Origin of the sequence: Cohnella lubricantis, from assembly GCF_014212015.1 — a bacterium.
GTDB lineage: Bacteria > Bacillota > Bacilli > Paenibacillales > Paenibacillaceae > Cohnella > Cohnella lubricantis.
Window position 1 is genome coordinate 31,971 of the sequence record NZ_JACJVN010000013.1, and the last position, 22,823, is coordinate 54,793.

The following is a 22,823-nucleotide window of genomic DNA, read 5'->3' on the forward strand; positions in this document are numbered from 1 at the left end:
ATCAACTCCCAATGTTGGCAGCCATTCAGCGGGTTTGTTCGGCCAGCCGTTTGAACGTTCTCTCGTGACTTCGGCAATATTCGGGGTAACGAAGACGAATCGCTTCAAAAAAGTAGGGGGCATAGCTGCAATCAAATAATTCATGGGGAGTGGAGTGATGTTCGCCCCCCGCTTCGGTCCAGCCATTCCACAAATTAAAGGCGAGCCGGCATACCCGAGTGGAACTGCCGGTTTGCCAAGGGGCCGAAAGGCCTTCGGGCTTAATGCCGCCATTTGCAAAATCATACAAATCACGGATATGACTTCTGGTTTCTCGGGAAATGCCCAATGTATAGAACAATGCTCGGTGATAGCCATCGTTGCATTTCCTTTCATCCATCATCTGAACATAAAACCTCTCGTGTTCATCATCTCGAAACCGAACCTGTTTCATCGTCACATACCCCTTTCGTGTAGAGTGCAGCGGCTGGTTGCAACCAGCCGCTGTTTGAACACAGTCCTCTATATAACCGTTCATTTTGGCAGGAAAATCGGACCTTCCGCGAAACGATTACATGTTTTTGAGTAAGGATTCCATTTGTTTCAAGCCTCGTTGAATCGATTTACGAACCGCCCGCTCATCGACATGCTCGGCTCTGGCAATATCGACTTTGCTCATACCCAAGAAATAATGGGCATAAATCCGTCTGGCGGATTTCTCCGGCAACAGACACATAGCTTCATAGAGTTGCTGCCGTGAAAGCTTGCGCTCGTAATACTCCTCCGGTGAAATCGAGAGAAATAAAACATGCTGCTCAATCCCGTCGTTGCGATCAAGCGAAAAATAGGCCCGATGGCGATACGTTCGCAGTCTGTAGGCGCTTTCTTCCAAGTCGAAGAGGCGGATTTCATGGGCAACTTCTTCATCTACATCAACCCATACATCCGTCTTAAAAAAAGGATACATATCCCGCAAATTTATCTTTTTCATTCAAATCCCTCCATTTTGGTTTGTTGGCAAACCAAAACAGAGGGGGGGAGAGCGACAGCCAACGCTCCCCGGCAAGTAGGAAGCACAACAAAAAAGACCTCGCCGCAGAGCGCGCCAACGCTCGATTGCGACCAGGCCTGATTGTAAAATTGGATTATATTCTTGCCGATTAATTCGCCGTTTGCAGTTATGAGCAATAGGGATACATCACCTTCACCCTCTTTCTCACCTGGCAACACCGTGCGAGAAACTATGCGGGCTATGATGTTTGGCGCTGCCCTATGCTTGGTTCAGCTCCTTGGCGTTCGGAATTTAGCCAACGACTGCATTGACAAAATAAAATAGCGCCGTAATCCTTTCCGCTGGGTAGCAGGGAAAGAAACGACGCTTGATAAAGAGTAACCACAGAGTTTTCTTGTTGCTACTGCTGCACTGTCTGTCCACGTTATCATCATAGCACGAAACATGTGCATATCGTGTGCATACTTCGTGCAAAAAAAGGGCAAATCCGGTGCAGCATTTGGTGCATGTTCGATACAATTCCGGCGCTCCAATCCTCAAATTTGCATAACTGAGGCAAATCTATGCGCAATGCATCTTCTGAATTCATTCAATCTGCTTGAGACGACTCCAAATCCAACAAAACTGCCCGATCTTTGATTTTCATATAGATTTTGTGTAAAATCCGCTTCCGATGATAGAAAAATGCGCGACGGGACAGTGCCAGGCGGCTCATGGCGTCTGAAAGCGCCAGATTATCCATATATCGCAACCGGACAAACTTGCTTTCTTCCGGGGTGAGAGCCGAGAAAGCGTAGTCGATCAAACCGATTCTGGATAGTAACAATGGGATTTCATATTCGGTGATTTGTATGCGTTGTATGACCGTTCGCAATACCGTTTCCTGTTTTCTGCCTCTGCTATGAGCCGCAACCATATGCAGCGTTCGCGTCAATTCTGGGATGTATGTGAGTTCGGATTGTACATACTTCAATCTCGCTTTCCAGTCCTTATAGGACTTCAGCCATGATTCAACTTTCTCGTAGGGAATGGGGACTAGGTCCGCGACATCACAAATCCCTCCTTGCTGCGCATGCTTTCTTAAAGTTTTCCGCCAGTTTGGACAGTCAATCGACTTCGTTGTACATTGTTCACTCTCCATTTCCATCGTCATCTACCCTTCTTTTCTAAATTCGCAGAAGTTGACAAGGTACTATTTTCACAACCTTCGCTCCTCTTTTTACGACTCTCACCTCCGGTAAAATTCTCCTAAGAATATCCATCTGTACCTATCATTTTACCTATAAAGTGATTAAATATGGAGGGTGATTTTTTCATCACGCTATCATTTCAATAAGTGTCGAATAAACGCAAAATGCCTCGAATCGAGTGCGAATCGCTAGCAAGTGATCCGATCTTGCCGATCGTACAAGCCTCTTCGTTTCGCTTTTTCCGCTGCTTCATGAACGGAACAAACGTTGAATTTTCGAATGATGTTACGAACGTGCGACTTCATGGTGTTAGCTGTGACGCCTAGCAACTCTCTAATCATCGGCTGTCTATAGCCCCAACCGATCAACTGCAAGATCTCTTTTTCAGTGGGCGTCAGCATTCGATGTAATTCTTTCCGCTTATCAAGCCCAATTTCATTACGGATAATGGATGCAACATCGGCATGAAGAGAAGATTGCCCCCGATAGGCTTCCCTTACGGCATTTGCGACATCCGAATAGTTGATCTTGGTAATATAATTGATCGCCCCGGCTAGCACAGCTTCCACAATGATTTCAGGCTCGTAGAGGGAGGTCAAGATAATGATTGGCATCGATTTAATTTTCAGAACTTCGGAAATTGTATGGAGTCCATCCTGTTGCGATGAATGTAATACCAGATCAAGAATCATTACGTCTAAATCCAATTGCGCGCTGGCTCGAATGGCTGATTCCTTGTTTGTTGCAATATGAAATATATTCATATCTGGCTCTGCATTGATCAGCCCCGCCGTCCGTTGTTGCCAAATGGGGTCACTGTCCACCAGCAATACTTGTATCCTGCCTTCTTTCCAACGCACGACTTCATCAACTTCTACAGCATAACTTGCACGCTCCTCCATCTTTTCATCACCTCGTTGATTGTTCTGGAAACACGAAAAAAGACACGTACCCTCAAGTGGCCGTGCCTTGTCCTGACAGCATGTTAAAGAGGGTAACCCGGCGATCATTGCACGCATGCAGAAGACCCGTGGCTTTGCGTCCCAGTCTTTCGATCTGGTTTGCCTTTTTCCTGTCATATTAATATGGGGGAACTTGGGTCATTCGCTATGCTGCCCATGTCCGTTATTGTTACTTTCATTATATCCTAGATAAATCCAATTCGTAAGTGCCACTGCTGGCGGGAAATTCGTAGTTGCCGTATACGCGATAATCTCGTTCCATCCGGGCTTTAGCGTAAATAACCTGCATACGGTCGGTTCACCTCTTCATGGCTCTGCCTTTCCGCCGGATTCCCGCTGCTGCCGACGGTCTGACATTTTGATAATAATTCGATTAGATATTGGGATCGACGATGCTTTCAGCCCGTAAAAAGATACAGGATCGCTGACTTTGATCTGCAAACAGCAGGTCGCCATGTCCAAAGTCTTCATTTTATTTGACCAAACCAGTTGCATCCGGAGTTAGTCGTTTTTCTTTCCGAGCGCTGCGACCCGATTCTACGTGAGCTGTTTCTCGATGTAACGGAACGACGAAAGTTGCTCTCGCAGGGCATCCATATTCTGCTTCCCGGATCGTCCTGAAAAAACTGCTGGATTCCCTTGTTGTGATTTGCCTTCTTCAAGGCAAACACTTTCTCGCCGGCGTTTTGAATCCAATGTTATATATTTTTGGTGAAAGAAAACCTGCGTGGATCGATGCGTCTTCGGGAATCAATCACCCTATCCGAAACGGTCGAATCCACAACTGACGGCAAACAAATGCCTCTACATCAATGATATGGAAGTAATCATTTTTATTCAACTCGTTCCAAAGATGAAGGCTCTTTTCTTAAAGATTGTTGCTCTATATGGTATATGATATAATTGAACCAGAACATTTGTTTGCAAATAATGAAAAGCAATGGACTGGCGTTCTGTTTATGGAGATTTTAGCAATTTACCGAAGGAAGAACAGCATCGGTTATTCCAAGCTATTCAAGAAACTCTCTTTCCTGAACCGAAAGAGGATATTACAAATATGGTTGGAGAAATTCGTGAAATCCGTTTCAGCAACGGTTTGTCATGCGTCCATTGCGGTAGTGTTTGCATTAAACGCAACGGGATGAATCGTTCTCGTCAGAGGTACTTGTGTAAAGACTGTGGTAGCTCGTTTAATAATACGACCGCAATCCCACTCTCTGGAACGCATTACCCCCACAAATGGCTAAAGTATTTTCAATTGATGGTCAAGGGAGTAACCTTGCCTAAAATCGCAGAACAATTAGATATACATGTTTCAACCGCATTTTATTGGAGACACAAAATCCTAAGTGCTCTGCGTTCCCTTGGTTTTTCAACATTGCGTGGAGTCATTGAAAGTGATGAAACCTACTTCTTGGAGAGCGATAAGGGCAAGAAATCAATCTCGCATCGAAAGCCTCGGAAACGAGGAGGAAAAGCTAATAAACGTGGCATCAGCAAAGAACAAATTAGCATAGTTGTTGCCCATGACCGTAACGGCAATGTCATATTTAAATTAGCTGGACGTGGGCGTATTACAGCAAACGATATCGAGCAAACATTAGGCAAATGTCTTGTAATGAAAATAGTTCTTTGTACGGACTCGGCGACAAACTACAAGAAAGCCAATTTTACACCTGTTCGCACATTCAAAACCGGATAAGGAGAGACACAAATGGATAGCTGTTGTCAAATATCCACTGAGAAGCCCGCAACACCTTCTCAATGCCCCAATTGCCATCAAAAGGGGAAAAGTATTCAATTGATTACGCTCAAGGCTATGCTTCAACCAACAGCGTTAGAAACTATTCATCCCGAAATGACTTACAATTTTTGCAATAATGCGTTTTGCGGTGTTGTGTATTTTAGCGATGAGCAGACCTTTGGCAAGGATATGCTCAAAGTCTCGGTGTTCCAAAAAGACGATGCGTTAGATGTTCCTGTTTGTTACTGCTTTGGATGGACAAGAGAACGCTTAATACAAGCTGTTCAGCAGAATCAGCGTCCAATTGACCATATACGTGAACAAGTTCAAGCAAATCGCTGTGGGTGTGAAGTCAATAACCCGCAAGGTGCCTGTTGTCTGGGCAATATCAATACATTCATTCGTAGTCTCGACAAGAGATAACCTTTTGTCGTTTCAATTAGCAACAATTTTTACGAAAAGAGCCAAGATGAAATAAATGAAGTACGATTTCTAAGAATCAAGCAACCGTATTTGGTTGTCGAGATCATGATTATAAACCGACAAGAAGGGGCTGACCTCATCTAAGACCAGCCGCTTCTCGCCACTTACTCCTATTCACCAGGCTTAGTTGTCATCAAGCTGTACAATTTTGTGTGCCGCGGGAACTTGTCGGTAAACGGCACAAGGGAACTGCCTACCTTAATTAGTCCATTCCCTGCGTCTACATTGGTGATATAGGAGAGTTGCAGGTCCGAAATATTGAGAAGCTCAGCAAGTTCCATCCGATCGGTGCTTGCCTGATTCAGCATGACAATGAACTCGCTGTTCGCCAACATCGTGCGGGCCGTATGGCTTTGCAGCAAATCATCCACATTTTGCGTAATGCCCGTACAAAAAGCGCCATACTTTCGGACGCGTTTCCAAAGCGTGAACAGAAAATTGGCGCTGTATTCATGCTGAAACAGAAGATAGATTTCGTCGATAATGATAAATGTATTTTTGCCTTTAGCCCGATTTTGTGTAATCCGGTTTAAGATGCTGTCCAAGACGACCAGCATGCCGATCGGGAGGAGGTGTTTGCCCAAGTCGAGAATGTCGTAGCAAATGAGACGGTTATGGACGTTGACATTGGTCGGTTTGGCGAACGTGTTCAGACTGCCCGAAGTAAACAGTTCGATCGCCAGCGCAATGTCCTGCGCCTCCGGCTCCGCTTGCTTGAGCAGTTCTGCGTGAAAGTCCTGCAACGTCGGCGGCTGCCCCTTATAGTTGCTCTGGAGATACTTCCTGTACACACTGGCGGTGCAGCGGTCAATGAGCGACTTTTCCTTGGCTCCCAGTTGGTATCCGCCAATTAACTGCTCGCATAACGAGAGGACGAATTCCGATTTGAGAATGATTGGATTAGCTCCATCGCCATATTGACGATTCATATCCATCGCATTGATATGGTTCGGCGAAGTGGCGGATATATGAATCGTCTCGCCGCCCAATGCGTTTACCAGTGCGGAGTATTCCCGTTCCGGGTCGATCAGGATAATATCGTCGTCGGTGGCCAGTATCTGGTTGACGATTTCCCGTTTCGCGGTGAAGCTTTTGCCGGAACCGGATACGCCGAGGATAAAGCTGTTTCCGTTCAGCAATTGCTTGCGGTTGGCAATAATCATGTTTTTGCTGATTACATTTTGTCCGTAGTAAATACCGCCCGGATGGATGACCTCCTGCGCCCGAAATGGGATAAAGACTGCCGTGCTTTCCGTCGTTAACGTCCGCAAAGCATGAACCTTCCGCAAACCGTAAGGCAGTACCGTATTAAGACCGTCCATTTGCTGGTAGGTAAGCGTGGAAAACTGGCACAAATGCTTGCGGGCGGTTGTGAGTAGCGCCTCCGTATCGCTGTCGAGTTGCTCCTTACTGTCCGCGATGTGGACCATCGTCAGAAGGCCGAACATCATCCGCTGGTCGCGGGTGGTCAAGTCGTTGAGAAATTCTTTGCTCTCTTTGCGTTGCTGCTCCATATCGTAAGGGACTACGGCGGAAAAATTGTTGTTCCGATTTTGTCGACGCTGCCAGTTGGTAATGTTTGTCTCCACGCCGAGCAAACGGCTCTCCACCTCGCGAACGGCCTCGTCGGTCGGAATCGGGATTATATCCAGCGACAGCAGCAAATTCCGGTTCAGGTCGCAAAGCTCGGACACCATGCTGTCCTTAATATAGCTGGCGTATTCCCGCAGAAAGATGACACGGCCATAAAAATTGCCCATCCGAAAATGATCTTTTTCAAACTCGAACGTATCCGGGCAAATGTAGTCCTTGAAATCATGGCCCTTGCGCATCATTTCGGACAAGTGGAAACGAAAATCCGCTTCCTCGCCAATCCGAAAGAAATCATGGAAAATGCGCAGACGGTCAGGTGCATCCAACTCGATACATTTGGAACCGAGACGGGAAAAATGCGACATCAATTCGGTTCCGACCCTCGCGAAATATTGACGGGCTTCCTCCACATTTTTCTTGACGACAGAAATGGTAATGTACTTTTCCTGAATCGTTCCGTTCGCGCCGATGGCCCTTTCAAGCAACATCTCGTTGTACTCTTGCCGGTACACATCAAGATGGTCCTGCCGAAGCGGGATCAGAATCGAGCTTTCAAAATCGGTCCGATTCAAACGCCGGTTATGGATCGTGATCTTCGTGGTCGCTCCGCTGTCAAAGGAATTGAGCATCTCGGAATAAGACAAAAACATCGCTTCCTTGTCTTCCCTGGACGCTACGGCGTAGTTGATATCCTCGAACCGATACGATTTGGAGAATTTGTTGCCTACAAAAAAAATCCCGTCCGGCCAGAGGGCGCGAATCGGGATGACTTGCTGAACGCCTTTCGGAATGACAAATCGTTCCTTGTCCTGCTTGATGATGCGTCTGAGCGTTTTAATCACGGCGCTTCATCCTTTCCTGCTCATGATACTGCATACTCTTTTTCAGCGCTTCAACGTAGATGTTGGTCGAATAGAAGACGAAACGTCTTGGCAACAGAAATTCCGATTTCAAATACGCCCAAAGCAACTGCTCGGCCGTCATGCCGTGATAGTTGATGAAACCCAAGGCTGCGCAAGGCGCGGCCCCCAAAATGCACATCCAACTGAGCGTTTCCAAGCCAAAACGGCCGCGCAGTCCAAAATAAAGGCCGATCGCCACGCCGACAGCCAGCACAGAAAAAAAGAACTGCCGCAAGGACAGTCCAAAGAATAAGCTTTCCGTATAATCCCGGATTTCCCGGTTGATCTTCACTTCCATTTGAAGTCCTCCCATTAACAATGCTCGTTATGATCTACAACTCGGCCCCATCCTCCGGTTGAACCGTTGGCTCTGTCTTTTTTGATCTTGCCAGCACCTCATCGCCGGATGGAAGGGGATCGGCCAAAAGCGCAAATACAAGTTGAGCGCCATCTCGCATGCCTTGCAAATATAACCATTCATTCATAATCGCCTGCTTAAAATGGTGCTTGTCCTCCCATTCCATAAACGTCGGCAACTGCGTCATATCCACGCCGGAAAACATCGCTTGAAAAGCCGATTCCTCTTCATCGAGACATCTGCGCAACTCGGGATGGCGTTCAATCCGAGCTGTAACGTGATCCAACCGCCGTTGAATCGCGTTTTGAAACCATGACGGAAATTGCATTGATTGCCCCCTCCTCGTGAAACGAGTGTTAGCGTAACTGGTGCTCTCGTTCGACCCTCTTGCGGTGCAGTTGGACGATCAACTCGTCCACCTTCCGGCTTTGAGCCTGAACCGCCTCATTCTCAAACAGAGGAATTCCCTGATCAAGAGATTTTTTCCCAAGTTCGTTCAACTTTCTTCTTTCCTCCTCCAATTGACCAAGCAAACGTGTCATCGGTCGGCCTCCCCGTGTCTTCATTAGATCGGCGTTCCTGGCTGTCTGAAAGATAGATTGCCTCTCCATTTTATTGCGCAAATCGGTTTATTTTATTTTAATTCGATATTCGCATTAAAACAACGATGCACTCACGTACAATTTTGCTTGTAATGTGAGGTGCATACAAATGAAACATCGAAAAGAACCGCCAGGCGACAAAAATATAATCGGCGTGAGAGTCGTTGCCATCCGCAAGGCAAAGGGGATGAAACAGAAGGAGTTTCTCGCCAGACTGCAAACGGTTGGTCTCGACATCAGTCCTACCAGTCTTTCGCGTCTGGAAGGGCAGTACCGGCTTGTCCAAGACTACGAAGTCGTAGCGATCGCCAAAGCGCTGGATGTTTCCGTCCGAGAATTATTGGGCGAAGAATCGGAATGAAGCTACAGCCCCATCATCTCCCTCACCACCCGGTCCGCCATTTTGACCGTCCCCACGAGTACAAGCATGTTGAAAATCAACTCGCCAATGTATGTCCACACCATCGTAACCGCGCCTGCGCCTTCATCGACTGCCGGGGGAGCGGAGGCAAAGGCGGAGTAGATAATGCAGGCGAGTACGATTATCGCTCCCTCCAAACAAGCGGCCGCATACCCTTTGAGAAACGATTTGCCGATATTTTGGCTCGGTTCCCCAGCAAAGGCGGACAGCGGAACGGGAGCGATCGCCGTATATAAGTAGATACGAAAAAAACGTCCGTACACCGAGAGGATCATCACAAAAGACAGCACCGTGATGAACAGACTGCCCAGAAGGGTGACAACCCACAGCGGTATGCTTTGCCAAAAGCCGACATCTTCAATCGCTTTTGCAATGGTGTTCGGCAAAGTCATAGCCTCCGTCCTTCCGAACCCGGAACGTCCCATCATCGTGGAAATGATTCCCTGAACAATGGTAAACAGCGCCATCATGAGCTCCAGTCCGTAGGTAACGACTGCTTTCGCCAGGACAAAGCGGATAAACAGCTTGACGGCCATCTCCGGCTTTTTCACTTCGGCAAAACTGCCGGTCGTCTTCACCACGCCGATCACAAAAAACAAGACTAGAAGCGCCAGTCCCGTCGCCTGCAACGCGCCGTGAATGTCGGTAATGACGCGCCACACGCCGCCTCCCTTGAAGTCGGCTGGCGACTCGGTAACGAGTTGCCAGATTTCGTTCATTTTCTCGTTCCATGTATCGAGCGCATGTTCGAGGTTGTCAATAATCCAACTGTTTTTGGCCATATTCTCACCCCTTTTCTGTAGACGGGGAACGGACAAATTGCCCGTTCCCCTCATTTGCGACTCCCGTTTAACCGGCTATCAGGGTAAGAATTTCCTTCGTAAAGGTAATGATAATCCCGCCGGCAAGCGTCAGAAACCCGTTCGCTCGCTGGGAAGGATCGTGAGACTTGAGCGACAATCCGATCTGCACAATGCCGAAGCCGAGGATGATCATACCGATGGCACGGATTAAGCCGAATATGAAAGTGGACAAATTGTTGACCGTCGTCATCGGATCGCCCTCGGCATAAGCGGTGGAGACGAATACAGTTCCCGTTAAGACAAGCATGATGTACAACGCCAGCAGCCGTTTCCTTTTGATTTTCAAGTTCATCATTCCCTTCGTAAAAATAGAGACTCCATGTCTTCTTCCGATAAAAGCTCATACTCTCCGTCTTCATCAAGCGTCACGGTTCGCCAATCGAGCGCAAGTTCCGTGCCGCCATGCTGATAGGGGAGACCGCTGCCATCCGTCGTGAGCTCGACATGGGGATGCCTGAGCAAATCGTACTTGTCGTCTTGAACCGGACGCTCGCCGCGAATAAAGAGCAGGGCATAGCGATTATCGAGGAGCCGCACCTCATCGGGCGTCAGTAAGTCGCGGCCGGACAACTGATAGTTGATCGAATAACTGCCGCTGCGACCCTTGCTTTGGCCGTACGTGTTCGTGTCGATCGTTTCCTTGCCCAGCAGTTCCGAGACGTATTTGTGGGTGGATTGTTCATTGCCGCCCAGGTACAAGAACACATCACAGTTCCCTACGATCGATTCCCATGAATCCTTGTAAAGCGCTTTGAGCTGCGCTAAATTTTGCAGGATGATGGAAACCGAAATCTCGCGGCTGCGCATGGTGGAGAGCAGCTTGTCGAATTCATCGGGCAAGGCGACGTTGGCAAATTCGTCCATCACAAAATGCACATGCACCGGCAAGCGTCCGCCGTGCCGGTAGTCAGCCTCGTACATCAGGCATTGGAAAAGCTGGGTGTAAAGCATCCCGACGATGAAGTTGAAACTGCTGTCGTTATCGGGAATGACGGCAAACAGGGCCGTTTTCTTTTCTCCCATGACAGCCAATTCCATTTCATCGACCAAGCTCATTCCGGCGATTGAATGCAAGTTGAACTTCTCCAGCCGAACGCCTAGGCCGATCAATATCGATTTGGCTGTTTTCCCCGCCGCCAGTTTGAAGATGTTGTACTGTTTGACCGCCAAATGCTCCGGGTCGCGCATCGCCAGCCGTTCAAACAACTCGTCCAGCGGACTCTGGTAGGTTTCGTCTTCTTCCCGCACTTCGGCGGCGGCAATCATCTCCATCACCATCGGAAAATTCTGTTCCTCCGGGGGGGCTTCATAAAGCAAATACAACATGAGTGCCTCCAGCAGCGCCGTTTCGGAACGTTCCCAGAACGGGTCGTTCGTATTGCTGCCCTTTGGCGTTGTATTGCGAATCAGGTTGGTGACCAGCTTCAGCACATCCTTGTCGTCGTTTAAATAGGCGAAAGGGTTGTAGCCGTGGGAGCGGTGAGGATTGATCAGATCGAGCACCTTGATGTCATACCCTTCGGCCTTGAGCAGATGACCGGTATCCCGTAAGATTTCGCCTTTCGGGTCGAGAACAACGAAGGACGTATGCGCCTGCATGACGTTCGGTTTGGCATAAAAACGCGTTTTGCCGGAGCCGGAACCGCCTACGACGAGCACATTCACATTCCGGCGATGCTTGCGGCCGTCGAGTCCGATGCAAACCTGCTTGGTTAAAATTTTGTTTTGTTCCTGCTGCTTGCTTCGATATTTGGCGCATATGCTTTTTGCCCGGCCCCAACGGGCGCTGCCGTGCTCTTCCCTGCGCCGGTAGTTTCGCGGAGAATCCAGATAAACGCCGACGCCGAGTCCATAGGCCAGTGTAAAAAAGAGCAGACAGCGGGGCGTATCGTCCACCCACTGAATGTTGAACGGGTGGTTGATCGCCGCACTGAGATGCTCCACCATCGCTGGCAGCCCCCCGGAAAGTGCAGGGGCGGTGAGCAATGCCGCCCAAACGACGGGAATCAAAAAAACCGCAAAGAGTATCAAATGACTCCTTGCGGTTTCAACGCGCCTCATGATGGCTCCGTCGTTTATGTTTTTGATAAGGGGCATCAATTGTTTTTAGCAACAGATCATCGACGGCATCGGTGGGGCGCTTCTCGCCGATCAAATCGTTTCGCAGCGCATTCAGCGCATGCACCACAATGCCATGCTCGTAATGATCCAAACATAAAATCCGTTCTTCTTCCTTCACAGGCGCTCCCTCCTGAACAAAAATTGAGCATGTCCCGCGCGGCGCTCCTATCTTGCTGGTTCAGTCCGATGCTGCTGCCGCTGCTGCTGCGCCAGCATCCGATTCATTCTGAGTGTCATGTCATGCGCAGTATCCTTCATCACCGCCAGTTCGGCGCGAACTTGCTGCGGCTCGATGTCCTTCAACTTCTCCTGCATACGATGGAAGCGAAAGGAAGACGTGTCCACGCCAAACTGTTTGCACAGCATGTAAGAGGCGCAATATGCATGGAACGTAAAATCGGAACGGCTGTATCGGCCATCGCCGCGATCAAGTTCCGCATGCGCCAGCTCCTGCGCGAGCGACCGGAAAATATCCCCGGCATCCAGGCCGCGGCGGATGACAATATTTCTCGTGTCCGGCTGGTATAGTGCATGCATTTCCGGCGGCATCGCATCGCCAATAACGATCGGAACAGGAGCGCGATCCATCAGCGCTTTGATGCGCACTCGGTCGTCCGGATAGGTCGGTTGCTCCCGTTTTGGATTGGCCGTCGTTTGTGCGATGTCGAACATCTTTTTGAGGTTATAGCTGATGCCGGTGCTGCCGTCTTCCCTCCGGTACTCCTCGCCCGGCTCCAAAATGTAAAAGCCGGTCTCCTTGCGGCGAATAAAGACGCCTTGTTCCTTCCAAGAATCGAAATCGCCGATGCGGGTCGCCTCCGGCCGCTGCATGAGAATCAGAAGCGCATTGGAAACGCTGTAGCGGTCGAAACGGCTTTGTACATCCAGATACCGCTGAAATTCATTGCCGCTGTGCGAGATGGCAATCGTGGCTGCATCAATCGTCTCATAGGCCCATTGCCTGAGTTCCTGCTTTTTCTGCGCCCACGCTTCCTTATCAAAAGGCTGCTCGGACGATTTCGCGGAAGTATGGCCGGATGCTTCCTGAAGGAATAAATCGTCCAAATTGCTCATTTGGCTTTCCCTCGCTTTCGGGTTCCGATTGGTTTGGTTTTGCCCGTCTTCGCTTTTTCAATATGTCGCTCATTTCGCTTGGTCAGCGACGGCTCCTTGATGATCTGACGTCGTTCTTTCTCCGCCTTCCGATTTTCTTCCCGGATCTCGCGCAGCAGTTCACGGATCGATGGCCGCCGCGGCGTTGTCCCGGCTTCCGGTTCAATCATACCCCTTGCGGATGCTTCGCTGCGCCCGGAGATAGGCTCGGACGGATGGGGCGGCTCCGTCGTCGCCGTCATGGGGTTTGGGTTGCCAGTTTCCGGGGAAGTGGGCTGCGTCGATTCGGGCTTCTGCATCAGTTCGTCCAAAAAATCGTCGGTGCTCTTCTCCACAGAAGTTCCCTTGACCGCCGCTCCTTGTACCTCCGTCTTCTGCCGGGTTTGGTCCGATGCTTGTTGTTGACGCTCCCCGAACGCTGGATGGTCCTGCTGTTTCCCGGCGCGGGAGTTTTCAATTTCGCTTTTAATACTGGCCGTATCCACGGTCGCCAGTTTGAAGCGCTCGACAATGCGGTTGATTTTGGATGCGTCCTCGGCCCGCACCATCACGTCGCATAACCCATCGACATTCTTTTTGTCCCGCAGGGCACAGTACAGAACGCCGTAACGTTTGGCCTCCTTGCAGAAGGTAGGCAAGTCTTCGTTTTTGACGGCAAATACTTTCAATTCCTTGCCGCTGCGGAGCAGGCTTTCCAAACGGATGCTGCCCTTCGTCCGCTTCTGCCCCTGCAGGGCGGCAAACAAATAGACGGCCAGATGCTTAGCGCCCTCGCCGGAAATCTTGGCCATCACTTCGATGCCCCGCAGACTCATGTTGACGACCTGATCGGCCGCCTCGGCTCCACTGCTCATGAATGGCGTCCTCCTTTCGATATGGCTTGTACTGCTCGTTCCCATAAAGTTTGGTCATCATTTCACCCGACCGGGCAAGGATACCCGCAAAAAGTTTCACCTCCTTTCGGAGCTTGACAAGCCGCTTGGACAGCGCGGCTATTTGCTCTTTGTAAGCGGCGATCTGACTTTCCTCCTTGCAGCGGCGGAGGCGGTTGTATAGCGCTTTGCGTTCGCCGTAAAGCAAGCGCATCTCTTGCCGGGTAACAGATACATAGTCCAAAAGCTGTTCCTTGCTGGAGATACGGTGCTGGCAGAGCAGCTTGGTTTGCGCGGTAATAACCGCCAAGTGACGCAAGTCTTCCCGTAATAAAAAAGGCGTCCTTCTCACGGACGCGCGAAAATGAGGCAGTATGCCCATCTCATATAAGTAGCGCAGGTACAATGCTTGCAAGCCGCTGAACTTCCTGCCGGATCGAAGCGTTCCTTTGCAGACGGCGCGCCTGCGTCGCGGCATTGGCAAAGGCTGTGATTTACGGGGAATGCGGTTTCGCAAAATCCGCTGTTTAAGGGCCTCTTCCGTATAGTCGTCTCCCAAGCTACGCAAACGAACGAAGCGTTCCTTGCCCGGTGGACGCACCGCCACATGCTTTACGGTCGTTTTCACTTCATAGCCCCGCTTCTGCAAAGAGGCGATAAACTGGGTCCACGTCATCGATGCCGCAATCGCCTGATCCACATCGCTCCGAATCAATCCTCGCCAAGTCGGCTTGCCTTTCCGATCTGCTTTCCATTCTCCGTAGTGTTTGGCCTTGCCCGGCTCGGGTTGCTCGATCACAGACAATGCATGTTCACGGCATAACCGGTCGGATGTTCTTCTTAGAAGAGCGTAGGAGGCTTTGTTATCGTAATACCGTTTGCCGTCCATAAAGGAGACGGAGTTTAGCACAAAGTGATTGTGCAAATGTTCCTTGTCCAGATGGGTCGATACGACGACTTCAAATCGATCTCCCCATAGCTCCTGCGCCAACTTGACGCCAATGGCGTGCGCCGTTTCCGGCGTCGTTTCACCTGGTGCAAACGCTTGGTAGCCATGAAACGCGACAATGCCATCCATCTTTTGAAATTGACGTTTGGTGCGCTGCATTTGCTCGTAAGCGGTGAGCGGATCGCAATTGATTCCGCTCACATAAAGCTGCCTCTCTGTCTTGACATCCGATACTGCATAATCGATCGCCTGTCGCAAACCTTCATTCTTCTCGGCGCGATCTTGCGCTGTTTTGTCAGGATTGGCGGCGTAATCAATCACGCGCTTCAAGCGGTCGGCGACATCCCATATCGCCGTCGTCGCCATATGTGACGCCCCCTTTACATCGGATGCGCATGTGGAGTCGCTTGCTCGGTTCTTCGTTCCGGCGCAGTAACGGCCTGTTGAATCTGTTGGACGGCGCGGCGCAACTGATCGGCCTCCTGCTGAAAAGCAGCCCGATCCAGATGGCCTGTCGCATGCGCTTTCGCCGCCAGTTGATTGAGATTGTTGCCAATGGCGTGAAGCTCGCGCATCATCGCATAATAATCCGGCGGCGGCAGCGCCTTCGGGACATACCCATTGATTAAGGAACGAATAAAGGCTTCCTGAGAAAGCCCCGACTTTTTCACCTGGCTCGCGAGGTACTGCTGCTCCTTTTCATTAAGACGAACCAAAACTGGGATGCTGCGTTTCCTCATCGCATGACCTCCATCCGGATATCGGCTTTGTAAAACAATCCTGCTCGTTGATAAAGCAATACGTCTAACCCACCATCTAGTCATGAAACATTTGCGTTCAAACGGAGGGGTCTTAGGGGCGCTGCCCCTAACAAGGAATTTGGCTAGCCAAATTCAGTGCTTGCTGCAACACGAGACAGTCGTCTCGCGTTGCCTTCAAAAGCACCTGCCGGGAAATAGGGAGGACCCCAAAAACACAAAAAAGACGCCGATCCGCTCGGGCGTCTTCCGCAATACTTTTTTGTTATCTCACCAACCAGCGGTAATCCTGGCGGCAGTCTACAATGAAATCGACATACACGATTTCATCCTGAATTTGATACAACACCAAATACCATTTTTCCACGAACATCTTGTGATACTTGTTTGACGGGATAAATTCCGCTTCCAGAAAAGGATAGCGTTCCGGCAATCGCGCCAAGGAACGTATCGCATTCAGCAATTCGTTCTTCGTTCTTCGCGCCGCATCCGGATGTTTCTCCGCGAGAAATCGCACATGAGTCGCCAGCATTTGGCGGGCGCGATCGGAAACGACGATCTTATATCGGGGCATCTTTTCCATGCTGAACCTCGTCAATAATGCCCTCCAGGTAAGCGTCCAGTTCATCCGGCGTCACACCAGCACGGCCCGCCAAACGATCCTCTTGCACAGCGAGCAGTTCTTCGCGCAGCTTTAACATCTTCTCGCGACGGGAGAACGTCTCAATGTCCATCACGACGAGATCGCCTTCACCGTTCTTGGTCAGATACACCGGTTCCCCGGAAGATTTGCATAGATCGGCGATTTCATTATAGTTTTGCCGGATACTGGCGGAAGGCTTGATAATCATCTTGGTCACTCCTTGCATAGCTGTATATTGATTTTATTATACCTATTACATGCTATACAATCAATGCGGTTGCGCTTATCCTCAATCTATTCACATCTTATCCACATACAGTGAAAAATTTCGCAACCCCAAAAAAGACATTGACCGTTCAGCGTCTACCGCTATCGGGATGGTTCACCGCGTCTTCGCCGGAATTCCATCAATTCGTTGTTTACATCCTTTCCGAACTTAGGCGGCTCATCGGATATGAGAAGGGCGGGGGAGAGGAGCTTCTGTATCGTGGCTGCCGCCAATCGCCCCGGCTCATCATTGTCCAGATGCAAGACAAGTCGATTCACCTGGGGAAAGCACTGCAAGTAATGCGTTAGGGCAGAAGGAGGAGTAGAGTCCTCCCCATTTGTCCTGGGCCTGTATATGCCGGCCAGCGACAGCTTATGCGCCTGCCGCCAATCCCGGCCTGCGAGATGTTCCAGCGTGCAGTAAGATAAAAGATCAATGGCGCTCTCAAACAGATGCAGTTCCGTACAGTTTCCCGGGGCCGAAATGGAAAACGAATACCGCTTGTCGCTGCCGGCGGCTTCCCCCATATAACGGGTGCTTGTCGTACCGCGTATCGCCGCATAGCGCGGCGTCCCTTCCTGGTCAAATCCGACGAATACCGCGTTGTGGTAACGGCGGCTTTCATACAACCTTCCCGTTTCCAGACAGTAGTCGATCACCGAGCGGTGGATGCCTCGTTTACTCAAATAAGCGATGACGCGATGAGAGTTTTCATACGGTTCTGGAAGCTCCAGCCGCGCCGTAGATGTGCGTTGTTGGCATGATTGCGAAACCATAAGAATTTTGCCGGGATGAACGCCTTCAATCCGAAGCACCGCATCGGGAAAAGACATGCCGCGCACTTTGATCAAGTAATCCAGCGCCGAGCGCCCGCCGATTCCCCTTGACCACCAGTACCATTTGCCGTTGGAAATTTTCAAGCTGTCATTTGTTCGGGTGGTATAGACATTGCGGGAGCAACGTACCAGTTCCGCAGGCTCGCACATTTGCAAATACGTGAGCAAATCCAATCTTTTTGCACGTTCAATCTGTTCCTTGTTTACGTAGCTCATTGCCGCAGCCCCTTTTGGAAATCCAAGCAGCGTCCGATGGGTATATTGTTCATCGTGCCTTCCCCCGCTTTTTGGGGTACGTATAAGCGCTGCCTTCCTTCAACTTTGTAACGCCATTCTTTTTCATGAATGCGTCTAAATCGCCTTCATAAACTTGACTGGTCACCCCGTTTGAGTCGCGGATGTAATAATACGTGTCGCCAAATCCGTTCTTCTCTTTGGATATCAACTCCAATGTTGGCACGGCTTCTCCCTCCTCGATCAAGCCGGTTCCATAACAAAAAGGCGGTAGAATAGGACAAAAGCATCCGCCGCTTGGGATGGCATACAACATGTTCATTCCTCCAGAAATGAGAAAAGGACCCCAAAATCGGAGTCCATTTCGTCATGTGATTTTAACAAGTGACCTATGTTCGACCTGTAAATGCTACGCATCGAAGTCATAATTCCCCAAACTACAAAAAAACCTGCCGCGCGATGAAGCGCAACAAGCTTTCTAAAATTATGTATCCGGTTTTAGGTCGAAAAGCACGAAAGATACATCTCTAAATGAACCTATCAAAATAAACTAGTTTCTGTATTATTATTGGATACTGGCAAAGTCCATAATTTTACTTTTAGACAGCCTTAAATCATAATATTTCCCTTGCGATTCAACCAACGGATTGATCAGGTCATCTGGATGGAGCATCACAATTCGAGCCACTTTACCGTCTGACAACAGAACTGAATCTCCAATCATTCTGTTCATCAAGTTAGTAATGAAGCATTGTACGATCACAGGGTTAAACAATCCGAATGCTCTTTGATAAATCTCCTGTAATACTTGGAATAATGGGATTGCTTTCTTATATACCCGCTCTGAAACCATCGTATGAAACACATCGGCAACAGCCACAATCTTACTAAAATATTCTATTTCTTCACTAGACTTCCTATAAGGATAGCCGCTACCATCTTCTCGTTCATGATGTTGTAGGGCAACCAGAGCTTGTTGATCCGTCATGTTTGGGAGTCTAAGAATCATCTCATACCCGAACACCGTATGAAGCTGCATTTCAGCATACTCATCCGAACTTAATTTACCTGCCTTTAGTAAAATGGAGTCAGAGATTTTTGTCTTACCTACATCATGTAACAGTCCCGCAACAGCAAGGTCATTTAACTCCTTCTCTTTCAGGCCTAACCATTTTCCAATAAAATAAGATAGCACTGAAACGCCAATACAATGTCGATACGTATAATTATCTTTCTTTCTTAAACCCAATATTACATTTGAAAAATTATAATTGGAACACAATTCCTGGATCTTTGGCATTACCTTCTGACGAATCATTTGATTTGAAGGCTTCTCGGTGCTATGTTTTATCTTTTCGTATATAAATTGAACCTCAGAGATTGTTTCTTCTATTATAAATTCGGTAACAAGTTGGGTGTCCTCGTCCAACAAATTAATACCATGTTGATACAATAGGTCAAGATTATGGTCACTTAATACACTGTTCTTTGGTAAAAGCAAACTGCCTTGCTTAGAATAAATATTGTTATTTAATTTTCTCCCAATAAAAGATGCATTGTCTATAAGAATCACCCACTTTCCTGAGCCAGTCGCTTGATACTAGTACGATCAAAAGTCATTTCTTCTACTGGTTCAAAGATATCAGTACTATACCGATCAACAGTTACTCTGCCTTCAAACATTTTCTTTACAATTACCTTATTTATTGCTTTTAGGCTTGTCCCAACTCCAGTGAATCCACCTACATACATTGCAGAAATGGTATCTCCAGCCTCCAGTTTTGATCCCCTACATACAGAGTTATCTAGGAAGAATACGATATTGCCCGCTGAATAGAGATCACATTGAATAACACCTTCTCTTCGAATCAAAATATCCCCATTTGACTTTAATGTAGAGTTTTGAGCTTGGTTAATATTTATCTGAACTTGTGATTCTTGGCTTAACACAACTCTCATGTACGCTTCTTTCAATACTCGAATGAAATCTTCCATTCTTGGAGCTGACATCACTTCAACAATCTTAGTCGGCAACAAGAATAATTCCAAATAATCTTTCAATTGCTGCATAGCGTCCTTATTATAAGTCTGAAGGCTGGAAATAACGCCAAGCAGTTCCTTCACAACTTCCCAAACCTGCTGATATTTGCTCTCAATTACTAACAATAATACTTGTCCATACTTAACTTGTAGTTTCTTTTTACTAATTTCATTCATTAACAACTTTACACTTTCTGCCATTTTTTCAAGGAAACCCAACAACTGTTTGGAACCGTTATAAAGTCTGTTGAAAAGCATGCCGAAATATCCCGAATAAAGATTGCTTCCAATTACATTACCCTTCACTGCAATACTTCCTGTGGCCGTTAAGGTTGAGTTGAAGACACTGCCAGATATATAAATGTTCCCAAGTGACTCAATAATCATGTTGTCCATGACATCGCCATACACAATAACGTCTCCAGCAAAAACGATATTACCTGTTTGCAAATCAACATTCCCTGGTACAATGAAGGCGGTGTTAATATCGAAATACTTTATCTTGTTACCAGTTATTCGCGGTCTTCCTTCTTTCCGAGCAATCACGATATCGTCTGGTGTTATTTCAACACTTTCTTTCCCAGCAATGCGAATATCGTGAACAGGTTCAGGAAGTAATATATTTCCAAAGACGTCATACCCTGCCTGACCGTCTACGGGGGGTGTCTTCTTTGCTATTACATCTCCGCTTTTGACAGAAGGAATATTCAAATGATTCTTAAAATCCACAAAACCTCTTACCTCTGTAAATATGTTCTCGATATTTTCCGAAAAGAAAATATCTAAACGAGCATCTTGACCCTGCACCGGAGCTTTTCCTCTGGCGATGGTCACTGGTCTATATGTAGGTTGAATAATCTCGGTTTGAATAACTGCAACATCAAGATTCATTTTGATATTCATGTTTTCAACAACCGCGAGAATATCCTGCAAGTTTAGTGTTTCCAAAATAATCGCTGAATCTTCTTTGGCAGTAAGGGTCAAATCTAAAGTTGAGGTATTATCAGATAACACCCACGCATACCTCTGTGGACGATGAACAATTAAATACGCTGTTAACTTATCTTCTGAAACTTCAATCTCGAATAATGGCTTTTCTTCAATCTTCCACTCAATGACGCTTTCTGATGATACTTTAATCCTTTTGTGGATCTCTTGACCATCCACAAATAGGATCACAGGTGAATGGGCCTCGATAGTCGGAATCTTACCCCCATTTAAGGGATTTACGACGATGATTTTACCGTGTTCAACTCTGATATATCCATCCACTACTTGACCATTGTTAATCCCCCTTACAGAAGATGACCCCATCCGTTCACTTTCCGACTCTTGGGAATCTTGGTCGAGTTTCTTCATTAGCTTCAATACTTCTTGCTCACTGATAAAGTCTGACATACGAATCACCTCATCGACAGCAGTGAGAACTAATTTTCTAGAGCAACTGTAACTAATCCTAAAAATTCATTGTTGTCGAATGGTTTTGAAATAACCGCAATGCCTTTAATCAATCTAGAATCATTTCCTAACGCATCAGTGGAAGCAGTGCACAGCAAGACTTTGACTTCAGGATCAACTTTTGTGATTTCTTCTATAAGTGAAATGCCATCCATGACTGGCATTCGATAATCGACTATCAACAAATCGGGTTTTGCATTGAAATAAGCGTTTAATGCCTCTTGACCGTTCTTCGCTTGTAAAACGACTTCATGACCTGCATCCGTAACTAGGGCTGAAATCAATAATCGAACAGAAGGATTATCGTCTGCGATCATAATTCTCGCCATAGGCATCCCTCCAATAGAAAATCAAGAAAGTAATGTTTTAGAGGCTCAACTCACCTTCGGTAACTTGGCTACCGTAGAATTGTCTTCCCTAGTCCCAAAATTTCACCCCCTTCTTTTCAATAGCGTTTCCGTTTCGTTTATGAGAACTTTAAAGTTAGCTTTTATATTTACAAAACGAAAACAGCTCAAAAATTTGTCAAAATCCAAGTATAGTTTTAACATCACCTAACACAAAAACGACAAGAATCGACGTAATATTTGTATGGTTCAATATTACTACAGATATTCATCTAAATAAACCCATTTTGTAGAGTATACTCCGTAGTAATCCCCCCCATACTAACTAAAGATAAAGCTTTAAAGGGGGGCAACTATGGCAATTGAACTATCGTTTGCTAAAATTCTAAAAACGTTGAGGATTAATAATAAGTTGAGCCAAGAGGAACTTGCCTTTAGAAGTAATCTTGATCGAACTTACATCTCAATGTTGGAAAGAGGTATTCATCAGCCGACCATTTCCACTTTATTTGCCTTGTCAAAAGCTCTAAACATCAAAGCTTCCGTGATAATTCAACTTGTCGAGCTTGAATGCGAAAATAAGAATGAATCATAACAGCAATAATAAACGCATTTGAGTACAACAAGAAGATCGAAGATTTGACTCTGCCCCCTGTGTTCCTTAGTAAAAAAATCGCATTGTAGGGAATTGATACCCCGACAATGCGATTTTCTTACTTATACCGGTAGATCGACTTAGATGTTACTGAATCTCCGCAATAATTGCATTCCATCCTTTAGACCAGCAAAATATACCCACTCTTTTTCAAGTGTACACCGATGGTTAAAAATGTCTTCCCACTCGAGAAGAAGATCCAAATGGGCTTGTGATAATTCATCCTTAAGCAGCTTTTGTATTTCGTTCTGCCTAAATCGGAATTGTTCAACCTCCATTTGACTTCCAGCTTCCTTAGCAACTTCAATAAAGCGTTGATCAAAAGCTGGTCTTAACCATTCTGGACCTATATGATGCATATTTAACCCTCCTTTCATTCAGAATGTACCGATGTTACAGCGACAGGAGGGGTATCTCAAG

General features: G+C 47.5%; 27 protein-coding genes, 1 pseudogene and 1 riboswitch. Of the genes and pseudogenes, 4 read left to right on the forward strand and 24 right to left on the reverse strand.

All coding sequences use genetic code 11. The features are described from left to right. Positions 1-25: 25 nt before the first annotated feature. From H4Q31_RS02750 to H4Q31_RS02765, 4 genes are all read right to left on the reverse strand, one after another. On the reverse strand, positions 26-433 hold the full coding sequence (locus tag H4Q31_RS02750; protein WP_185177536.1) for a DUF6075 family protein: 408 nt from the start codon (positions 431-433) through the stop codon (positions 26-28). Between the two features lie 117 nt (positions 434-550). Beyond that, positions 551-970, reverse strand: a complete 420-nt coding sequence (locus H4Q31_RS02755) for an RNA polymerase sigma factor (protein WP_185177537.1) — start codon at positions 968-970, stop codon at positions 551-553. A gap of 610 nt (positions 971-1,580) precedes the next feature. Further along, positions 1,581-2,138, reverse strand: a complete 558-nt coding sequence (locus H4Q31_RS02760) for a hypothetical protein (protein ID WP_185177538.1) — start codon at positions 2,136-2,138, stop codon at positions 1,581-1,583. Positions 2,139-2,369: 231 nt separating this feature from the next. Then, positions 2,370-3,083 carry a response regulator gene (locus H4Q31_RS02765; protein ID WP_185177539.1) on the reverse strand — a complete coding sequence of 238 codons (714 nt, stop codon included), beginning with the start codon at positions 3,081-3,083 and terminating at the stop codon, positions 2,370-2,372. Between the two features lie 88 nt (positions 3,084-3,171). Beyond that, positions 3,172-3,257: riboswitch (cyclic di-GMP riboswitch) on the reverse strand. A gap of 826 nt (positions 3,258-4,083) precedes the next feature. Between H4Q31_RS02765 and H4Q31_RS02770 the strand changes: the two are divergent. Together H4Q31_RS02770 and H4Q31_RS02775 are read left to right on the forward strand one after the other, a co-directional pair. Next, positions 4,084-4,806: pseudogene (locus H4Q31_RS02770) on the forward strand (IS1595 family transposase); the annotation flags it as partial. Positions 4,807-4,857: 51 nt separating this feature from the next. Then, positions 4,858-5,310, forward strand: a complete 453-nt coding sequence (locus tag H4Q31_RS02775; RefSeq protein ID WP_185177541.1) for a putative iron-sulfur cluster-binding metallochaperone — start codon at positions 4,858-4,860, stop codon at positions 5,308-5,310. 170 nt (positions 5,311-5,480) lie between these two features. On the opposite strand, the gene H4Q31_RS02780 is transcribed toward H4Q31_RS02775, so the two are convergent. From H4Q31_RS02780 to H4Q31_RS02795, 4 genes are read right to left on the reverse strand one after another with little or no spacing between them, the layout of a single operon-like run. Further along, positions 5,481-7,805 carry a VirB4-like conjugal transfer ATPase, CD1110 family gene (locus H4Q31_RS02780; protein ID WP_185177542.1) on the reverse strand — a complete coding sequence of 775 codons (2,325 nt, stop codon included), beginning with the start codon at positions 7,803-7,805 and terminating at the stop codon, positions 5,481-5,483. Next, on the reverse strand, positions 7,798-8,163 hold the full coding sequence (locus H4Q31_RS02785) for a PrgI family protein (RefSeq protein WP_185177543.1): 366 nt from the start codon (positions 8,161-8,163) through the stop codon (positions 7,798-7,800). Before H4Q31_RS02785 ends, H4Q31_RS02780 begins: the two co-directional genes overlap by 8 nt. Before the next feature lie 34 nt (positions 8,164-8,197). Then, positions 8,198-8,551 (reverse strand): hypothetical protein, encoded by a 354-nt coding sequence (locus tag H4Q31_RS02790; protein WP_185177544.1) that lies wholly within the window; start codon positions 8,549-8,551, stop codon positions 8,198-8,200. Positions 8,552-8,579: 28 nt separating this feature from the next. Then, the gene (locus H4Q31_RS02795) at positions 8,580-8,765 is read right to left on the reverse strand and encodes a Spo0E family sporulation regulatory protein-aspartic acid phosphatase (protein WP_185177545.1); all 186 of its coding nucleotides are present in this window, start codon (positions 8,763-8,765) and stop codon (positions 8,580-8,582) included. A 169-nt stretch (positions 8,766-8,934) separates the two neighbouring features. On the opposite strand from H4Q31_RS02795, the gene H4Q31_RS02800 reads away from it, so the two are divergent. Continuing rightward, entirely contained in the window at positions 8,935-9,186 is a 252-nt protein-coding gene (locus tag H4Q31_RS02800; RefSeq protein ID WP_041052544.1) for a helix-turn-helix domain-containing protein, read from the forward strand. A 2-nt stretch (positions 9,187-9,188) separates the two neighbouring features. On the opposite strand, the gene H4Q31_RS02805 is transcribed toward H4Q31_RS02800, so the two are convergent. From H4Q31_RS02805 to H4Q31_RS02875, 15 genes are all read right to left on the reverse strand, one after another. Then, positions 9,189-10,028, reverse strand: coding sequence for a VirB6/TrbL-like conjugal transfer protein, CD1112 family (locus H4Q31_RS02805; protein ID WP_185177546.1), 840 nt, complete (start codon positions 10,026-10,028; stop codon positions 9,189-9,191). Positions 10,029-10,095: 67 nt separating this feature from the next. After that, positions 10,096-10,395 (reverse strand): glutamyl-tRNA amidotransferase, encoded by a 300-nt coding sequence (locus tag H4Q31_RS02810; RefSeq protein WP_425351434.1) that lies wholly within the window; start codon positions 10,393-10,395, stop codon positions 10,096-10,098. Positions 10,396-10,400: 5 nt separating this feature from the next. Beyond that, positions 10,401-12,056 (reverse strand): VirD4-like conjugal transfer protein, CD1115 family, encoded by a 1,656-nt coding sequence (locus H4Q31_RS02815; RefSeq protein WP_245347212.1) that lies wholly within the window; start codon positions 12,054-12,056, stop codon positions 10,401-10,403. Positions 12,057-12,156: 100 nt separating this feature from the next. Beyond that, positions 12,157-12,348 (reverse strand): hypothetical protein, encoded by a 192-nt coding sequence (locus H4Q31_RS02820; protein WP_054819089.1) that lies wholly within the window; start codon positions 12,346-12,348, stop codon positions 12,157-12,159. A 47-nt stretch (positions 12,349-12,395) separates the two neighbouring features. Next, positions 12,396-13,304: an ArdC-like ssDNA-binding domain-containing protein gene (locus tag H4Q31_RS02825; protein ID WP_185177549.1), complete on the reverse strand. Its 909-nt coding sequence runs from the start codon at positions 13,302-13,304 to the stop codon at positions 12,396-12,398. After that, a complete protein-coding gene (locus tag H4Q31_RS02830; protein ID WP_185177550.1) occupies positions 13,301-14,197 on the reverse strand; it encodes a PcfB family protein in 897 nt (298 codons plus the stop codon). The genes H4Q31_RS02825 and H4Q31_RS02830 overlap by 4 nt, the downstream gene beginning before the upstream one ends. Next, positions 14,106-15,530, reverse strand: a complete 1,425-nt coding sequence (locus H4Q31_RS02835; RefSeq protein ID WP_185177551.1) for a relaxase/mobilization nuclease domain-containing protein — start codon at positions 15,528-15,530, stop codon at positions 14,106-14,108. Before H4Q31_RS02835 ends, H4Q31_RS02830 begins: the two co-directional genes overlap by 92 nt. A 14-nt stretch (positions 15,531-15,544) precedes the next feature. Continuing rightward, positions 15,545-15,904, reverse strand: coding sequence for a plasmid mobilization protein (locus tag H4Q31_RS02840; protein WP_185177552.1), 360 nt, complete (start codon positions 15,902-15,904; stop codon positions 15,545-15,547). Positions 15,905-16,187: 283 nt separating this feature from the next. After that, positions 16,188-16,505, reverse strand: a complete 318-nt coding sequence (locus tag H4Q31_RS02845) for a type II toxin-antitoxin system RelE/ParE family toxin (protein WP_185177553.1) — start codon at positions 16,503-16,505, stop codon at positions 16,188-16,190. Further along, positions 16,483-16,773 carry a type II toxin-antitoxin system Phd/YefM family antitoxin gene (locus H4Q31_RS02850; RefSeq protein WP_041052551.1) on the reverse strand — a complete coding sequence of 97 codons (291 nt, stop codon included), beginning with the start codon at positions 16,771-16,773 and terminating at the stop codon, positions 16,483-16,485. Before H4Q31_RS02850 ends, H4Q31_RS02845 begins: the two co-directional genes overlap by 23 nt. A 161-nt stretch (positions 16,774-16,934) precedes the next feature. Then, entirely contained in the window at positions 16,935-17,885 is a 951-nt protein-coding gene (locus H4Q31_RS02855) for a DUF3991 domain-containing protein (RefSeq protein ID WP_185177554.1), read from the reverse strand. Positions 17,886-17,934: 49 nt separating this feature from the next. Beyond that, a complete protein-coding gene (locus tag H4Q31_RS02860) occupies positions 17,935-18,219 on the reverse strand; it encodes a hypothetical protein (protein WP_185177555.1) in 285 nt (94 codons plus the stop codon). Between the two features lie 249 nt (positions 18,220-18,468). Next, positions 18,469-19,476, reverse strand: coding sequence for an HD-GYP domain-containing protein (locus H4Q31_RS02865; RefSeq protein WP_311771669.1), 1,008 nt, complete (start codon positions 19,474-19,476; stop codon positions 18,469-18,471). After that, positions 19,473-21,341, reverse strand: coding sequence for a flagellar assembly protein A (locus tag H4Q31_RS02870; protein WP_185177556.1), 1,869 nt, complete (start codon positions 21,339-21,341; stop codon positions 19,473-19,475). Before H4Q31_RS02870 ends, H4Q31_RS02865 begins: the two co-directional genes overlap by 4 nt. A 29-nt stretch (positions 21,342-21,370) precedes the next feature. Then, on the reverse strand, positions 21,371-21,730 hold the full coding sequence (locus tag H4Q31_RS02875) for a response regulator (protein ID WP_041052594.1): 360 nt from the start codon (positions 21,728-21,730) through the stop codon (positions 21,371-21,373). A 373-nt stretch (positions 21,731-22,103) separates the two neighbouring features. On the opposite strand from H4Q31_RS02875, the gene H4Q31_RS02880 reads away from it, so the two are divergent. Beyond that, positions 22,104-22,343 carry a helix-turn-helix domain-containing protein gene (locus H4Q31_RS02880; protein ID WP_041052592.1) on the forward strand — a complete coding sequence of 80 codons (240 nt, stop codon included), beginning with the start codon at positions 22,104-22,106 and terminating at the stop codon, positions 22,341-22,343. Between the two features lie 140 nt (positions 22,344-22,483). Here the strand turns inward: H4Q31_RS02880 and H4Q31_RS02885 are convergent, their stop codons facing one another. Continuing rightward, a complete protein-coding gene (locus tag H4Q31_RS02885) occupies positions 22,484-22,762 on the reverse strand; it encodes a hypothetical protein (protein WP_041052590.1) in 279 nt (92 codons plus the stop codon). Positions 22,763-22,823 lie beyond the last annotated feature (61 nt).

Coding starts and splice junctions, on each gene's coding strand:
- H4Q31_RS02765 (WP_185177539.1), bottom strand. CDS start 3,083: ATGGAGGAGCGTGCAAGTTATGCTGTAGAAGTTGATGAAGTCGTGCGT.
- H4Q31_RS02855 (WP_185177554.1), bottom strand. CDS start 17,885: ATGAGCTACGTAAACAAGGAACAGATTGAACGTGCAAAAAGATTGGAT.
- H4Q31_RS02850 (WP_041052551.1), bottom strand. CDS start 16,773: ATGATTATCAAGCCTTCCGCCAGTATCCGGCAAAACTATAATGAAATC.
- H4Q31_RS02845 (WP_185177553.1), bottom strand. CDS start 16,505: ATGGAAAAGATGCCCCGATATAAGATCGTCGTTTCCGATCGCGCCCGC.
- H4Q31_RS02760 (WP_185177538.1), bottom strand. CDS start 2,138: ATGGAAATGGAGAGTGAACAATGTACAACGAAGTCGATTGACTGTCCA.
- H4Q31_RS02835 (WP_185177551.1), bottom strand. CDS start 15,530: ATGGCGACGACGGCGATATGGGATGTCGCCGACCGCTTGAAGCGCGTG.
- H4Q31_RS02860 (WP_185177555.1), bottom strand. CDS start 18,219: ATGTTGTATGCCATCCCAAGCGGCGGATGCTTTTGTCCTATTCTACCG.
- H4Q31_RS02840 (WP_185177552.1), bottom strand. CDS start 15,904: ATGAGGAAACGCAGCATCCCAGTTTTGGTTCGTCTTAATGAAAAGGAG.
- H4Q31_RS02825 (WP_185177549.1), bottom strand. CDS start 13,304: ATGAGCAATTTGGACGATTTATTCCTTCAGGAAGCATCCGGCCATACT.
- H4Q31_RS02795 (WP_185177545.1), bottom strand. CDS start 8,765: ATGACACGTTTGCTTGGTCAATTGGAGGAGGAAAGAAGAAAGTTGAAC.
- H4Q31_RS02800 (WP_041052544.1), top strand. CDS start 8,935: ATGAAACATCGAAAAGAACCGCCAGGCGACAAAAATATAATCGGCGTG.
- H4Q31_RS02805 (WP_185177546.1), bottom strand. CDS start 10,028: ATGGCCAAAAACAGTTGGATTATTGACAACCTCGAACATGCGCTCGAT.
- H4Q31_RS02875 (WP_041052594.1), bottom strand. CDS start 21,730: ATGGCGAGAATTATGATCGCAGACGATAATCCTTCTGTTCGATTATTG.
- H4Q31_RS02880 (WP_041052592.1), top strand. CDS start 22,104: ATGGCAATTGAACTATCGTTTGCTAAAATTCTAAAAACGTTGAGGATT.
- H4Q31_RS02785 (WP_185177543.1), bottom strand. CDS start 8,163: ATGGAAGTGAAGATCAACCGGGAAATCCGGGATTATACGGAAAGCTTA.
- H4Q31_RS02755 (WP_185177537.1), bottom strand. CDS start 970: ATGAAAAAGATAAATTTGCGGGATATGTATCCTTTTTTTAAGACGGAT.
- H4Q31_RS02885 (WP_041052590.1), bottom strand. CDS start 22,762: ATGCATCATATAGGTCCAGAATGGTTAAGACCAGCTTTTGATCAACGC.
- H4Q31_RS02750 (WP_185177536.1), bottom strand. CDS start 433: ATGAAACAGGTTCGGTTTCGAGATGATGAACACGAGAGGTTTTATGTT.
- H4Q31_RS02775 (WP_185177541.1), top strand. CDS start 4,858: ATGGATAGCTGTTGTCAAATATCCACTGAGAAGCCCGCAACACCTTCT.
- H4Q31_RS02830 (WP_185177550.1), bottom strand. CDS start 14,197: ATGAGCAGTGGAGCCGAGGCGGCCGATCAGGTCGTCAACATGAGTCTG.
- H4Q31_RS02870 (WP_185177556.1), bottom strand. CDS start 21,341: ATGTCAGACTTTATCAGTGAGCAAGAAGTATTGAAGCTAATGAAGAAA.
- H4Q31_RS02815 (WP_245347212.1), bottom strand. CDS start 12,056: ATGGTGGAGCATCTCAGTGCGGCGATCAACCACCCGTTCAACATTCAG.
- H4Q31_RS02790 (WP_185177544.1), bottom strand. CDS start 8,551: ATGCAATTTCCGTCATGGTTTCAAAACGCGATTCAACGGCGGTTGGAT.